Source organism: Blautia sp. AF19-10LB (genome assembly GCF_003461245.1).
Taxonomy (GTDB): domain Bacteria; phylum Bacillota; class Clostridia; order Lachnospirales; family Lachnospiraceae; genus Blautia_A; species Blautia_A intestinihominis.
Window position 1 is genome coordinate 1 of record NZ_QTWS01000054.1, and the last position, 14,865, is coordinate 14,865.

The 14,865-nt window shown below is 41.4% G+C and carries 11 protein-coding genes and 1 pseudogene; all 12 read right to left on the bottom strand.

Annotated features, from left to right (window positions below; all coding sequences use genetic code 11):
- Positions 1–82: 82 nt before the first annotated feature.
- Positions 83–295 carry a hypothetical protein gene (locus tag DWX28_RS17885; RefSeq protein WP_015525098.1) on the bottom strand — a complete coding sequence of 71 codons (213 nt, stop codon included), beginning with the start codon at positions 293–295 and terminating at the stop codon, positions 83–85.
- Positions 292–2,727: a hypothetical protein gene (locus DWX28_RS17890; protein WP_243002486.1), complete on the bottom strand. Its 2,436-nt coding sequence runs from the start codon at positions 2,725–2,727 to the stop codon at positions 292–294. The genes DWX28_RS17885 and DWX28_RS17890 overlap by 4 nt, the downstream gene beginning before the upstream one ends.
- The gene (locus DWX28_RS17895; protein ID WP_118254393.1) at positions 2,724–4,862 is read right to left on the bottom strand and encodes a hypothetical protein; all 2,139 of its coding nucleotides are present in this window, start codon (positions 4,860–4,862) and stop codon (positions 2,724–2,726) included. The genes DWX28_RS17890 and DWX28_RS17895 overlap by 4 nt, the downstream gene beginning before the upstream one ends.
- Positions 4,863–4,924: 62 nt before the next feature.
- Positions 4,925–5,404, bottom strand: coding sequence for a hypothetical protein (locus DWX28_RS17900; RefSeq protein ID WP_118254396.1), 480 nt, complete (start codon positions 5,402–5,404; stop codon positions 4,925–4,927).
- On the bottom strand, positions 5,394–6,074 hold the full coding sequence (locus DWX28_RS17905; RefSeq protein WP_118254398.1) for a hypothetical protein: 681 nt from the start codon (positions 6,072–6,074) through the stop codon (positions 5,394–5,396). Before DWX28_RS17905 ends, DWX28_RS17900 begins: the two co-directional genes overlap by 11 nt.
- Before the next feature lie 2 nt (positions 6,075–6,076).
- Positions 6,077–8,230: a cobaltochelatase CobT-related protein gene (locus tag DWX28_RS17910; protein WP_243002487.1), complete on the bottom strand. Its 2,154-nt coding sequence runs from the start codon at positions 8,228–8,230 to the stop codon at positions 6,077–6,079.
- Between the two features lie 19 nt (positions 8,231–8,249).
- Entirely contained in the window at positions 8,250–10,040 is a 1,791-nt protein-coding gene (locus tag DWX28_RS17915) for a hypothetical protein (protein WP_243002488.1), read from the bottom strand.
- Between the two features lie 97 nt (positions 10,041–10,137).
- Positions 10,138–12,360 (bottom strand): SF1B family DNA helicase RecD2, encoded by a 2,223-nt coding sequence (gene recD2, locus DWX28_RS17925; protein ID WP_243002489.1) that lies wholly within the window; start codon positions 12,358–12,360, stop codon positions 10,138–10,140.
- Positions 12,361–12,374: 14 nt separating this feature from the next.
- On the bottom strand, positions 12,375–12,995 hold the full coding sequence (locus tag DWX28_RS17930; protein ID WP_118254404.1) for a hypothetical protein: 621 nt from the start codon (positions 12,993–12,995) through the stop codon (positions 12,375–12,377).
- A 23-nt stretch (positions 12,996–13,018) separates the two neighbouring features.
- The gene (gene ssb, locus DWX28_RS17935) at positions 13,019–13,678 is read right to left on the bottom strand and encodes a single-stranded DNA-binding protein (RefSeq protein WP_118254407.1); all 660 of its coding nucleotides are present in this window, start codon (positions 13,676–13,678) and stop codon (positions 13,019–13,021) included.
- Positions 13,679–13,714: 36 nt separating this feature from the next.
- Positions 13,715–14,023: a hypothetical protein gene (locus DWX28_RS17940; RefSeq protein ID WP_015525087.1), complete on the bottom strand. Its 309-nt coding sequence runs from the start codon at positions 14,021–14,023 to the stop codon at positions 13,715–13,717.
- A 480-nt stretch (positions 14,024–14,503) separates the two neighbouring features.
- Positions 14,504–14,865: pseudogene (locus DWX28_RS19460) on the bottom strand (DUF4179 domain-containing protein); the annotation flags it as partial.

Genomic DNA, 14,865 nt, shown 5'->3' on the forward strand with positions numbered 1-14,865 from the left:
AAAAAGCTTTTGTTTATTTTATCTTAGCATCAATGAATGACCTTTACAAGACACTTTTTCCCCGAGTTGTATCGGGTGTTTTTTAACCTACCCGTTCCACATAGCATACACTGTTTCCCTTACACTCAAATTCCGGACAAAGGGACAGCCATAGTCTTTCCAGATCATTGATATTCATAGCATCCAATTCTGTTTCATCTTCCTCACCATAAATATTTACAAAACCGATCCGATATATGCCATACCCTTTATGTAGGTTTTTTACTACTTTTCTTCCTGCTCTTCGTATATTCATAAGCTCTCTTCTCTCCTCTCTTCTGCTTCCAGCAAAAATGTATTGCAGGTATAGCTTCCGGAAGCACTGACACCAGCGGCCCCTCCAAGGCTGTCCAGATACTGGCTTCCATTTTTTGATGCAGAAATGTACATATAAAAGTTTGTCAAAACATAGTTTTTATTTTCCAGAACATTCTTATAACTGCTGCTAAGTACAAGCCTTGCTCCAAGTTTTTCTGCTTTTTCTTTTACCAGCATAGCAGTTAAATTTACTGCTTTTCGTATTTCCTGTTCGCTAAGTCCGCTTTGATAATAACGTTCCAAAAACAAAACCAGTTCTTCTGCTTTATTTTCATGTGGTTCGCTTTTGACAGTCACATCAACAAACTCAATCGTCTTCCTTTCATCCGCAGCTACAAAAGATCCCTTTGTCAGACGGAGGATTGCACGAAATACAATTTTACCATTGTGTTTGATAAATATAATTTTTTTATTTGCATCAAAACAGGATAACAGACAATCACAATTTGGACCATTCCGATAGGAAATACAGCTGCGCAGCGGTACTTCTCCTATCTGCATGACCGGAAGCAGGCTGTCCTCTTCCCAGATTTCCCATCCACAATCCACGCGCAGCAGTTTTTCTTTCCAGATTTCTTCTGTATCTCTTTTTATTGGAAAAGCAATTTCCCGTCCCAGATCTCCTCCATGGTATTTCAGCTCCATGAATTTTCCTAATAACTCAGCATTTACGATTCTTCGGATTTCTTCCTTCTTTTTCGGCTGCCTGTTCAGAAAGGAAGTCATGATCTCAGCGCCACCTTCATAAATGAATTTCTGGATATTGGATTTATTTTCCGCGACAAAAGCATCCGAAATATTCAATTCTGTCTTTAAATTCTTCCAGGAAGGATCCTGGGCCAGCAGTTTGTCCATCAATGCAGGTAATCCGGAACAGCCATTTAAAAGATTCTGATTATGTAAAAGGAAGTAAACCTGATTATCCCTTGTAAGCTCTTTTAAAAGTTCAGTAAAATCCATTAAAAATATCAGAATCCATATGGCTGTTTCATGCCGAAGATCCAGAATGTTTTTAAAATCCTCCTGCATCCATCTGGAAAGCGACTTTTTTGACAAAGCTTCTGCCAATCGCTCAATCTGATTTTCCTCTAATGCATCTGTCAGGCAGTCTCTTTTTATCAACTCACGGATTACCCGAAGACGATCATCACTTTTGGAGTATGCTAAACGATCATACAGGTCTATATAGACTGCTTTTACATTGTACAGGATTTTCAATTCTTCAAATACACGAGGCTTCGAAAACAGTGATTCTTTACTCTTTCTCCAGGGAACTACCATATATTCACAATCCCTTAAATTTTGCTCGTTTAAAGTATTTAGATTCAGGCATCTTTTATAAACCTCTTCATCCAGAATCAACGAATTCCTGTCAAGGTTTATAAGCCAGTCTCCATTCTTTCGCAAAAGTTCCAGGAAATGTTTCTTCCGTTTCGTAATGGCATACAGGATAAGCTCTGTCTTTTCCAAAGTCAGCTCATAAAGATCTATATCTGGAAGCGGATTTCCATACAGAGTGTTCACATAGGCTGCCTTTCCATTTGAAATCTTTTTAAAATCTGCATCCGGACCTGTCAAAAATCTTATCAGCTTTGGAATGTCTGCATATAATGATTCGTTCCAAAGCCACAAGTGAAGAAAATAGGCCTGCCATTCTTTTGGAATCTGAGTGAGAATCACTTCCAGTCCATTCCGAATTTCTTTTGGATGCCGGCTCAGTTCTTCCAGCTGTTTCTTATTTAAGCTTTCCGTTTCTTTACAAAACTCGGATAAATAATTTACAAGTTCCATCAGATCCTGCTTCAAAAGTAATGTCAATGATTTCTCATCCTTGAGTAGTTCATAAAGAAGCTCCGTTGAAAAAGCCGGATTTATCAAAAGCATGCGTATCTTTATTCCCGCACGGGCAACATCAAACTCACCAATGCAGGTCTCAAGACTTGCTACAAGCTGTTTCTTTAACTCTTCTTCCGGTTCCAGAAAAGCATAATATTTCAGATAAACATATACGATCCGGTCCGGGATTTCCTTATCTGCCAGTACCTTCTCAATCTTTTTATAGGGGAATTCGGACAGTTTTTCATTTCCTGCACATTCTATGACCATTCTGATGCGGTCTGGTTCTAAAATAGAAAAATCCTTTTTGTTCATTTTCCCCAAATAGCTGAGTATTTCCGGATCGTCCATCAAAGAAGAAATCGTCTCCTCATTTAACCCCTCCATCAGACTGGAAAGTTCCTGCTGATTTACCAGTCTGACCGCATTCATACAGGAATCTTCCCCTTTCTTTCCTATCAGTTTCAAGGGAATTGCTGCATTTTTCATTTCCCTGTAAATATTCATGTGCTTTAATATTCTTTCAATCATCATGCTACCTCTGCCCTTTCTATTAATCCGTTAATCTCCGTTAACTCCATGCATTCGTCCTGGTACATATTTTCTGCCAGCTTAAGAAGATACAGAGCTTCCTTTTTTGCCATAGGCTTTTTCGCTGTTCCTGCGAAATCATCTTTTAAATACGAGGAAACGATCTTACAGTAGAGTTTCTTATAGCCATATGAATACCGCCCGTTCTTGTAAAACTCATAAATAGACTGAAGCTCCTTATCCGTTTTCCTGTTTTCCCGTAACATCTGGTTAAACTGCTGTTTGATGTTTTTTTCAGTTTTCCAGCGTTCCATCCGTTTTTTCTGTTCCTTCAGCCATTCTTTCCGTTCCTGATATCTTTTCCGATCCTCTTCTGTCATATATTTCTGATACAGGGTTTCCCTTCGATAAGAATCGCTTATAAATGGGAGAAGCAATTTGGAAAGCTCATATGCTTCTGACTGTTCCATCCAAAGTGCTGTACTTTCCTTTAAAAGTAAGGCCGTCAGGTATTCTGGATAAATATCCGGATATTCATAAAAGAACTTCTTTTCTACCATTGAAAACAGTTCCCGGTGTTCCTCTTTTCCCAGAACTGGCGAAAAAAATTCGCACTCTCTATGTTGGATAGCATAGTATCCCAAGGAGAAAGTTTCCTTTAAAATCCTCCAGGGGCTTAAGAATTCACATCCATCCATTCCAATCTCATTGATCAGAAATTTCAGCATAGGATAGGAATGCTCATTACAAAGACCCTTTATTTCACTTTTTAAATATCCTGCCATAAATTCCCATTTCTTTTCCAAATCTGGATCTTCATTTTTATAATCCTTTACAAACTCTTCCAGATACTTTTTTCCATCCAAAATCCCATGCAGGATCAGCCGGTTGAAAACCACATGTAGTTCCGGCTCACTCTTTTTCCAGAAAACATCCTGGTATCTTTTTCCTGTAAGGTTTTCATAACGTTCCAGATACTTCAACAAACTTTTCGTACTGTATGTTTTGCCTTTCAGAGTATCTGTAACACACGCTTCAAATTCTTCCGAAGAGAGTTCTTTTACCAGAGGATCCCATTTTTCTTCTGTCAGATCAATGTAGTGCCACTCTTCCGGTTCATTACTTCTAAATGGAAACAACGTAAGAAACGTTTTTACATTTTCCACCCTGAACGTTTCATTCATGCATTTTTCCAGCCGTTCTTTACCGTCGATACGGACAGAAAGTTTCCCATATGTTCTTAAAATCCGTGAACAAAGTACATAAGCTTCTTCTGGATATGTCTCTTTTCCGGGCAAAAATGCCTCTAATACATTCAGACCAATTTTTTCTGCTGTCAACCCGGAAAGGCTTATCCGATCGGGTCTCTCTACAAAATACATCAGTACAAAATTTAAAAAAGCGGTCTCTTTGTCGGAATATCCAAACATACGCATACGTTTTTCCAAAACGGCATCCGCATTTTTAGCATTTGTGCCTGTTAACTTTACCAGCAGTTTCAGGATATCCAGATCCTTTTTACGATACCCTTTAAGCTTTGTCATTACTTTGCCTACCATCCACACGAAAAGATTCCATTCAGTAAATACGGATATCTTCCGGTTCTTTGAAAAGCTGTCAGCAAGCCTCTGTTTTATGCCTTCCCACAGTGTTTCATCATCCGGAAGGATGGACATGGCAAACAGCATTTCTTCTGCTCGCTCAAATGGATACGCATGCATGGCCTGTTTCCACCAATTCTTTTCCTTTTCCTCACAGATATAATTGATACTGATCAAAAACAGGTCTTTCTCTCCAAGAATCTGTTTCATCTTTTTCCAAAACAGATCCTTTTGAGTTCCATTGAACATACAGGTCTCCTGCAAAGGCATCATCCTTGCCAGGGCAAGTCCGAGGGCACGGTATGTCTGCTTTGTCAAGGTCAGATGTTCTCCGATGCGCTCCAGGACTTCTCCCGGATAGTGCAGTCCATAAGCGGTTTCCATGTCTACTTTCGGCTTTTCCAGAAACATATCATTTTCTTTTAATTGCATATAAATTTTATATTTTTCCTCATTAGATGACAGCTTATAGATCAGGTTCGTCATCTGCCGGTATAGAGTAATATCAAGCCATTCTTCATAAATCTTCCATTCCATCCAATTTCCTCCTGTTTTCCCATATAAAAAGGGGACTGTTCGCCAGTCCCCCAAAATTGTTCTTATGCTGCCAGGATAATCTTCTTTTTCCGGCTTGAATAAGTGATCGCCATTGTAGAATGTTCCATGCCTCGCTGTTTCTGGTATTGCTTTACATCTGCATAATTTGTAAACGAAAGGATCTTACCATTTTCCTCTAACAAGTTCTCTTCGTTATCTTCCATATTTTCACTCCCGCAGGAAGCCAGCGTCCAGTTTACATGGCAGACATAACAGGACATGCCTGCAAATCCCAGATACTTATGTACATACTCTTCCGCTGCCTCAGCACTCGGAAAATAACGTGCATACTCCAGGGAACGGCAAACGATCCGGTCTTTGTACCATCCGGCAAAATACCGGTTCTTTTTCAGTTCAAGTACATACCCTGTCAGATAAATCTTCTGTAAAGCATTTTCTTCCTCGTCCATCATATCAAGAAGCTGTTCCGCATAGATTTTTTTCCATTTCAATGTGTTCTTCTTTATTCTTTTACGCAGCATTATCTTTTTCCTCCTCAGTTCCCACAATGAGTTTTTCTATCATTCTGTACAAGTTCCGGAAATTTCCAGCCTGTCTGCGGCGTGTCATGCAATCCTGTTCAAATGCCCGGATCACAGCAGAAGTTCTTGCAAACAGTGTGAAGATTTCCTCATCTTTCAGCTGTATGGTAACCTCTTTTTCTTTCCGGTAGCTGTCTTTTTTACAATACTGCCCGCCATTGGCATTATGCATCGCTACACCGGTGCCATTCTGTATCCTGACAACCCACGGATAATTTAAAACTTCTCCTTTGTTGTTGCGAACCTTCCTCTGTATGGAAAATACTGTAACTCTTCCCGTGTTGGAATTTTTATCCTCGCAAAAGATCTTTTGCTGGAAGAATTTAAATTCCTGTACATTATTCCATATACGGGAGTACAGGTATTTTATGATTTCCGGGCTCAGATTTGCATAAACGCTGATGCTGTCTTCTTTGCTGTAGTCAACCATGACAGCGCGGATCCTGGAATAATCGCTGGCAAAGTCTTCGTGAAAATGCCAGAAATCCTTTGGCTCTGCCATCCGCAAAAAGCTATTAAATTCCAGTAACGTATTCTGTGTCTTATGAACACAGATCTGTTTTGATACATCCGTATTCTGTTCTTTTTCTTTCCTGTTTTTCCTGTTCATCCTTACCTCCTGATAAAACGCAGCAATTTCTTTGTCAGAAGAGCCGGAAGCTGTTCAAGATCCGTAATATCCAGAAAAGATTCCTCATAAATTTCCTGAATTGCTTCCTTGTCGCTTCCGATTGCAGCCGCCTGAAAGAATACTTCCTGCTGCAACAGCTTTTTCCGAATCTTCTGAAGGTCCCTTTTTGCCCCTGTGCCTCCATACTGGTTTGCATTAGGTGCACCATCACTGATCACAAACAGCAGTTTCTGCTTTTCCGGTCGTTCTAAAAGCCGGCTGCCAGCATACCACAATGCAGTTCCATCCCGGTTGCTTCCATAAGGCTGCATACCAGCGATCCGGAACCGATCCTTTTCATCCGTTTCAAAATCTGCGCAGCAATGCAGATACACCGTTTCGTCTTTCAGGTTCTCATGCCGGTATCCATCTGTATGATGTCCGCACACCAAAACCGGTATTTCTGATTCCATACAAAAATCATACAGGCAAAGTGCTGCAAGAATGGCATGATCCATCCGTTCCCCACACATGGAAAAAGAATTATCGACCAGCACAGCCACACAGATATCCAGCTTTTTTCCTGGCTGTTGTTTCTTAAATACTGCCCCAGACGGTGCAGCTATGTTTCGAAGATCTACCCGACGTCCAAGAAAAAGCTTATGTTCCGTGCGTTCTTTCTGATTTTTCAATATAGGAAGCAGTTTCAGGCGAAGTCTCTTTTTTACCTGTTTAAGCTGCCCCTCATACTTTTCTGTCTGTAATTTTAAAAAATCTGATATCTCGGTCTTACGGCAAAGTTTTTTCTGTACCAGGTCATGGCCTTCTTCAAACGGTATCTCCATCAATTCCTTTTGAAGATGTTCGAAAATTTCTTTCTGTATCTTCTCGTCAAGCGTCTCTTTCGCCATTTCATAAAGGATTTTTTGCAAGGCATTATCACTGGATGCTTCCGTTTCTGAGGCAGGGATGCCACATTCATTCTGTTTGTCTTCGAAGCCACCAGACTCCCTGACACATTTCGGAAGATTTTCACACAGCTGCTGCAGGAACTTCTGAAGTTCTGCAGTACGCCCGTATTCATGGCCTTCCGTTTCCTGATCCTTTCCGTTTCTTTCTGTTTTGTCTTCTGTTTCCGACCCCTGTTCCGTATCCTCTTTTCTGATCTTATCTTCATTTTGCTCAGTCTGTGCCCCTGTGTTACCCTGCTTTTCTTCCTCCGGTTCTTCTTCGGATTCATTCGGGTTTTCCTTTTGCCCTTCACGCTCTTCCTGTTCTGGCTTTTGCTCTTCATTTTCTGTACTGTTCTTCTCTATTTCATCTATGATTTCCGCAAAATATTTCCAGATCATCAGAAGGATATGGTTGGTGGCAAGATATCTCTCCATGTCATCTGCTGCCTTTCCCGCTTCATCAATGACCGGCATAAGCAGTTTTAGTGTATCAATAAGCTCGTAATCCGCACCATCCCAGGCATTGACCCTTGAAGACAAGGCATACTGTGCACACAGGTTCATAAGAATAGATAACCTGTCTTTCTCCGTTTCCAGCATTTCCCTAAGTGTTGGAAGCCATTCCACATTTCGGTCGCGATTCATAAGGATTCCCCTGCGGATGCTTCCCGGAAAAAGGGCGCACATCTTCTCTTCTATGTACATATCATTCAAAAGATTGCTGAGATAGGATGCTGTCTGCAGAAAGATAGAAAGGATTGCTTTATCTTTTCTTTCAAAGTAGACATTCATTGCATCCAATGCCTCTTTTTCCTGTGCATTTTCCGGTGCTGGCTCCTTTGGATACCAGCTGCCATTTAACATATGCTCGGCATACCTTTTTCTAAGTGCAGAATCCGTATACCGGTAATGTCCGCATTCATGTCCCAGAATCCCGATCAGGCTGTCACTTTTTAATTCCAGTGTCAGAAAACTTGACGTAATCTGGTTTCCAAGATTTACGGCAACTGTTTCTCTCTGATTCCATCCTGCAATCCCTGAATTTTTATCATCGTATAACCGTAATGTAGTCAACTTTCCACCCGTGATTTCATGCCCGATCGAGGTCAAAAGATCACGATACTGCGGCGTATGAAATACTTTTTCCGGTGTCAGTTTTTCTTTCTCTGCACATATCCGTTTCCGGTATAAAGCCTTTTTCATTCGTTTCCTCCATCCGTTTTTAATCCACAGCACAATGAGGAAGAAGAAAGACGCGTTCCATAGTTCCCTGTTCTTCCCTGTCCATGGATGCTTTACTGAGCAGTGCTGTCCATGCTGACCTCCTGAGATCATTGGAAACCATGTAACTTAACACCCAGTTTTCCAATTCCCGGTATCCGCATACGCCATCCGTAATGTCCTGTTCGATCAAATATTCATGGATCTTGCAGACCGTGGCAGCCATAAAGGACAGAAGTTCTTTGTTTTTAAACCCGGTTCTTTTCATTGCCCTTTTTACCATTTCCTCTTCTGTCAGGGCTTCCTTTGGCTGAATCAGATTCATTCGGGAAAGAACTGACTGGTTGAAGTTCTGACAGCCAACATAATCCAGATTGGTGGTCATGATCACAATGGTATCCGGATTTCTCCGTATCTGTTCTCCATTTACCAGATCGGTTACAGCTCCATCGTCAAACAGGGAGTTTAATCTCGTAAGTGTCCCAGGTTTTTCAATCATGGCCGGCTCCTGAATTTCAATCACAGATGGTTCCCTGCATGCCTTTACGATTTCTGACTCTTTTAATAAGAAGTCTTTTTCATTTTTCGACTTTTCATAGCCTTTTTCATAAACTGCTTTCAGGATCTCCTGAAAAGCTTTTTCCCGGCTGATCCCCTCTTCATAAATGCCATTTACCGTTGCAAGAGCTGAAGCCGGATCCATTTCAATGTCTTCCAGACGTGGCAATTCCATTTCCAGATGTGCTGTTCCGCCCATATTTGGCACGGTGGTCGCTAAAAGTTCCAGTTCATCCGTTCCAGGTCCACAGGTGAACACATAATATGGAAGCCCTAAGATCTGGGCGATCATTCTGGCATCCGTTGTCTTTCCAGTACCGGCATCGCCTGTCATCATAAACAGCCTTGCCGGTGTCTTATCCACCATCTGCAGGATTTCTTCAGCTTCCTTACTTACCAGATAGTCTTCCGGAAGCGAAGGGATCCTTTCTTTTGTCCTTTCATTTACATCCCATCTGCCAGAGTAGATCTGTTTTAATTCAAAAAGTGTTCTTTTTGTCTTCTCATTTACAGGCAAAAGCACATGAAACTGTCCATAGATTTCATCGTTTGGTGCATATACCCCGGCCGCAATTTTATATTCCGGAAGCACATCCTCCAGTTCCTCTGCACGGAACTGGCTCTTTTCCAGCGGGACCGCCTGCTGCGGATTTGCTATTACTTCGCAGTACATGGCATCGCAGCAGATAAATGCCGCCCTCAGTGCAGCTTCCGTGTCTTCCCATTCCTTTTTTTCCTGTTCTTCAAGTATGTAGAAATTTTTTTGGAACTCTTCGTTAAATAAAGGATTATCCGGGACCAGATTGGCATAAGCTAAAAGGGCCAGGTACTGCTCGCCTGTGTTTTTGCCCTCCCGGATTCCCGGAAGCTTCTCGTTTCTTTCTTCTGTCTTTAAAATCCCACTGAAACGTCCGTTTTTCGAATTATAAGTCATTACATACTTTCCCTGATTTCCAGGATATTCCATGCAGAAATAATTTATGGTATCCCTGCCCCTTTGTATACCGGCAGCACCAGAGTCTTTTTCTTTCCGGATCTGAATCAGTGTCAGAAGTGCATGTAACGTAGGCCCATGAAGGCGGGAGACTTTTCCCTGCTTCCTGATATTTCGCATGGAACAATCCGCTTCATCATAGCTGATCCGTTTTTTCCCTGCTTTTTCCAACATCATCCGAAATGGGTCCGGAATGGGTTCTTTCATAATCCATGGTGCATAAAAACAAAGATCTGGCATTTTGTTCCCTCCTCTTTCATTATGTGATTTTCTGCATACGAAGGAAAGAAACAGGCAGAGCATTGGATTTTTCCAACGTCTGCCTGTCATTCATTCTTTATGCGCTCTTTTCCTGTTCCAGGATTGCTTCATATATTTTTCGGATACGGTACCCAAACATGGTGTTTCGCCGGCTGATGTAATCCGTCCGGATAGCCTGTGCGATTGCACGTTTGCTTCCCACAATTATAAACCTTTCTCTGGCTCTTGTTACTGCCGTATAGAAAATGTTTCTGCGAAGCATCCACCGGAAACATGGAAGCATTGGAAGGATTGCCATCGGATATTCACTGCCCTGAGCCTTATGTACCGTAATCGCATATGCTAGTGTCAGCGGCCAATAATCTTCCTCCTGATATTCCATGACCCGGCCATCCCCAAAATCTACACGCATGACCATTTTTTGATCTTTCCGAAAAATCCCTATGACTTCTCCAATGTCGCCATTTGCTACTTCATCGTTGTTTTTTGTCTGCATGACCCGGTCACCTTCCCGGTAAGTATTCCTGCCATTTGTGATTTCCGGATAACCGAAACGCTTTGGATTCGCAATGTCACGCAATACCAGATTCAATGCATCCGTACCTGCTTCCGTATCTTTTCGAAGCGGTGACATCACCTGCACTTCTTCCAGAGAACCGTTTCTCTGCAGTACTTCTTTCCGATAGATCTTCTGTATCTTTTGCGAAGCCTTCTCCGGTGTGGAAGCCGGAATAAACTGAAAGGTATCATCAAACACCAGATCCAGCTGATTCTTATTGATCTTAATGGCATTCTGGCTGATGGTGGAATTCCCTTCCTGTCGGAAACATTCATCTAAGACAGTTACCGGAAATACGCCGGAATCAATGATCTCCTGAAATACTTTTCCAGGCCCTACGGATTCGATCTGATCTTTATCTCCCACCAGAACCAGTCTGGCACCGGATTTAATACTGGAAAACAGTTTATCCGCCAGATACATATCGACCATGCTGAACTCATCTGCTATGATCAGGTCATCTGGAATTGGCTGCTCGTTCTTCCATTCTTCCTCTCCAGCTTCTCCGGTAAGCCCTATGGATTTATGGATCGTCAGTGCTGGATACTCTGTACATTCCCGCATTCGCCTTCTGGCGATGCCTGTAGGTGCACATAAAAGGATCACCGCATTTTTATCCAATGCTTCCTGTACAGCAATGATGAAACGGATCACCGTAGTCTTTCCTCTGCCGGGTCCTCCTGTAATGATGGATACCGGGTTTTCAAAGACATTTTTTACTGCCACCTGCTGTTTCGCATTCAAAATAATATCCTGTTCTTTCTGGATCTTTCTTAAAATACGGTCAACATTTACAACCATTCCCGTCTGCATATGGAGTCTGACTAATGCGGCAGCAGCTCCCAGTTCGGCCTGGAAGCTTTTGCGTGTATAAAACCCTCCATCATGGCAGACCAGGCTTCCATCTGTATGAATCATATCATTGCCTGTATCCCGGATTGCCCGTTCAGAGACCGGTGAAACATCTTTGTTGTGATTTAAAAGTTTTTCGACACGTTCTATAATGTCCTCTCTTTTTAAATACAAATGTCCTTCGCCTTCTGCTTCTGACATAATATGCAAAATAGCAGCCTTAATACGAAGGGGATCATCTGCACGGAAATGTTTTGCCTTTACTGCAATCTGGTCAACAGTCAGAAATCCAAATCCATGAACCTCACAGAGCCGGAAAGGCTCCTCCTTCACGATCATAAATGCAGCAGGGCCAAATTTCTCCTGTATTTTTGAAACTTTTGCAGGAGTCACCCCAAAAGGGGACAAATACATCATCAGTTCCCGGATGGAACTGCTTTTTTGATATCCTTCCAGAATATCATCTAAGCGTTTCTGCGTAATTCCTTTTACCTGAAGAAGTTTCTCCGGGCTGTCATTAAAAACATTCAGTGTGTCTTCCCCAAACATTTCTACGATGCGGGCTGCCATTGCCGGTCCAATCCCTTTGATCAGGGATGACGACAAATAAGTCCGAATACCTTCTTTTGTGGTTGGCATGGTTACTGAAAAATTGCTCACACTATACTGCATTCCATATTTTGTGGGTTTCCAGTCTCCCGTCAGTTCCACATCCAGGCCTTCGTTTGTCGGAAGTTCGGTTCCAAATGCCTGAAATATTCCATAATTTCCATTCTTTTGTTTTTTTACTTCCTCCGGTAAATCTTCATTGGTCATGTAGGAAGCTACCGTATATCCACTTCCTGCATTATAATAGATCTGCCGGATGGCTTTACAGCAAATGCTCATATTCCAGCTCCTCTCTACCATGAGATCCAGAGATAATTATTGCATCCCATACTGGTGATGAAACCATCCTTCTTTAGTTTTTCCCGGATCACCTCTGTCTGTCCAAAAGGATAACCTTTTAAAATTCCAATCCTTCGATATTTCCTTTTTCCAATGGAAATACTGCAGATTCCTTCCCTGTTTACTGAAAAACGGTTTCGATTTTCAGATTCCAGAGTTTTCCGAATCGCCTGGATCCGCTCAAAGCCTTCATTTTCGTACCATATGGCAGCCTGTGCCCTGCATCTTGCCTGCTTCTCCTGATTATCGAAATTTACCGTTTCCGATCCCTTCTCATGATTTTTCGGTAAATCCTCGGTCTTTTCAGCATCTGCATGTACTTTACGGGCATCTGCATGGTTCTTTTGCTGTTTGTTGTCATCATCATTCTCATTCGTTTCCTCCTTGTCCTTTTTCATAATAAATTTTTCATAGAAAAACAGTCCTGCTGCAACCGGAATGACCAGTGAAAGGGACTGTATGATCACTGCCAGAAATACCGGCCATAAAAATGGTGATACTAACAGACCAAAAATTCCAGTTATCACGCACAGCTGTTTATGTGCAGACAACCATTTGTTCATTTTCTCCATCATAAGCATATCCTCCTATGATTTGCTCAGTCAAAATCCAGTTTTTCATCATCTGTTTCCATGTACCGGTCATCAATATCCTGACTACGCTCCCGGCTTCTTGCCGAAGTTCCTCTGGATCTTGTCCCGCCAGAATTTGATCTCCGTCTGTCATCCGATGTATCTGTCCTGGTATTGCTTCTGTATCTTCCACCTTCACGTTCTCTGTCATAGTCGCGGTCCTCCACTTCTGCTTCTCTTCCACTTCTGGTGCTTCTGGAAGCTGAACGCTGGTTTTCTGCACGGTCAGGACGGTTTCGATTAGAAGATGCCCTCGTTTCTCTTTCCGGTTCTTCCCGCTCGTCATTTCCAGATTCTAAAGCTTTCTTACTTTCTGCAAAAGAAATCTCTTCTATCATAAGCCGCATGCCATAGACATTTTCACCAGCCCGATTCTTGTAGTTGTCATTCTGCATACGACCTTCTACCAGAATCTTGATACCCTTAAACAGATATTTTTCCGCGAACTCTGCTTTTCTGCCAAAAGCCGTACAGCTGAAGAAATCTGCTTCCGGATCTCCTCTTCGTACAAATTTCCGGTCTACCGCCAAGCGAAAGTTTGCGATTGCAAGTTCACCATTCTCTGTCTGTGTGTAGCGTAAATCAGGATCTTTTACTACTCGTCCCATCATGATTGATTTATTCATAGTTGTCCTCCCATAGCTTTATAAGGTTTTCCAGTTTCATTCCAGATGCTCCCGCATACATTTGACTAATGCTCCCATACCATTTTTTCGAATCTCGCGGGCAGCAGAGTCAGCCGTACATAAATTTTTCGCCATCTCCAGTGATTCTTCTCCCGGATGTGTTGCAAACAATACCGGTATCAGATAAAACAGAGATTTTTTGACCAGCATATCATATGCCATCTTAAAAGATTCAGGTGAAGTTTCTTTTCCATCTGGATTACATACAATCTGCCATACTCCTGGATATTCGATAATCCATTCAAGAAGGTGCACAACCTCCTTTTCCATCTTTTTTCGTTTCATAACGCCCTCCTTGCATTTTGAGTTTCCTTGTGTTTTTTATGATCCTCCTTTCCGTATTTGCTGATCTGTACTTGTTGTCTGCCATATTTTTGCAACAAAAAAAGGCCATTTAGAAATTTTCATTCTAAATGACCTTATTTATTACAAAGGCAGGAGGCTTTTGGCTCCTTAATGTTTTACTCCCGGTCAGACCCGGAACCAGCGTTTCTTATCTGTGTTTACAGATACAAATACAAATCTCACAATCATATTAACACAAGATATTGTTGGCGTCAATCGCACTTTTACTATATTTTGTATTTTCGATTTTCAAAGATTTAATCAACTTCTCTTATTACTTATGGAAATATAATTTTACCATTTTTATTTATACGAATCTTAAATGTACCACCAAACATTTTATTGTTATTTTTTTATCTCTACAGTAAAAATATCCAATTGCGGTATCTCATCCCTCTCTTCGATTAAATTATTCTTTTGTCATCTGATTTTAATTTCTATTTTTCCTTCCACTGAGCTATATAAATCCAGAGGATCTTCATCACTTTCATAAACACGTCCTTCGCCTTCTCCGTAAGTATCCTCTATTCCAGTTTCATATTTTTTATATGTTGTGCTGTTTTTTTCTTCTTTATTTACATATAATTCTAATGTCACCGTTTTAGCATCTGGCGAAATTCCTTTGTATTTTGTATTATTTCTGCTTTCTTCAAACACAGTCTCTGTGTCACCATAATTTGTCATTCTATAAAGCCCCTGATTTCCTTTATCGTCGGTTCCTATTAAATAATAATCTTCATATTCTTTATTATCCAAATTTCCATAAATTGTACTTGCCAAAT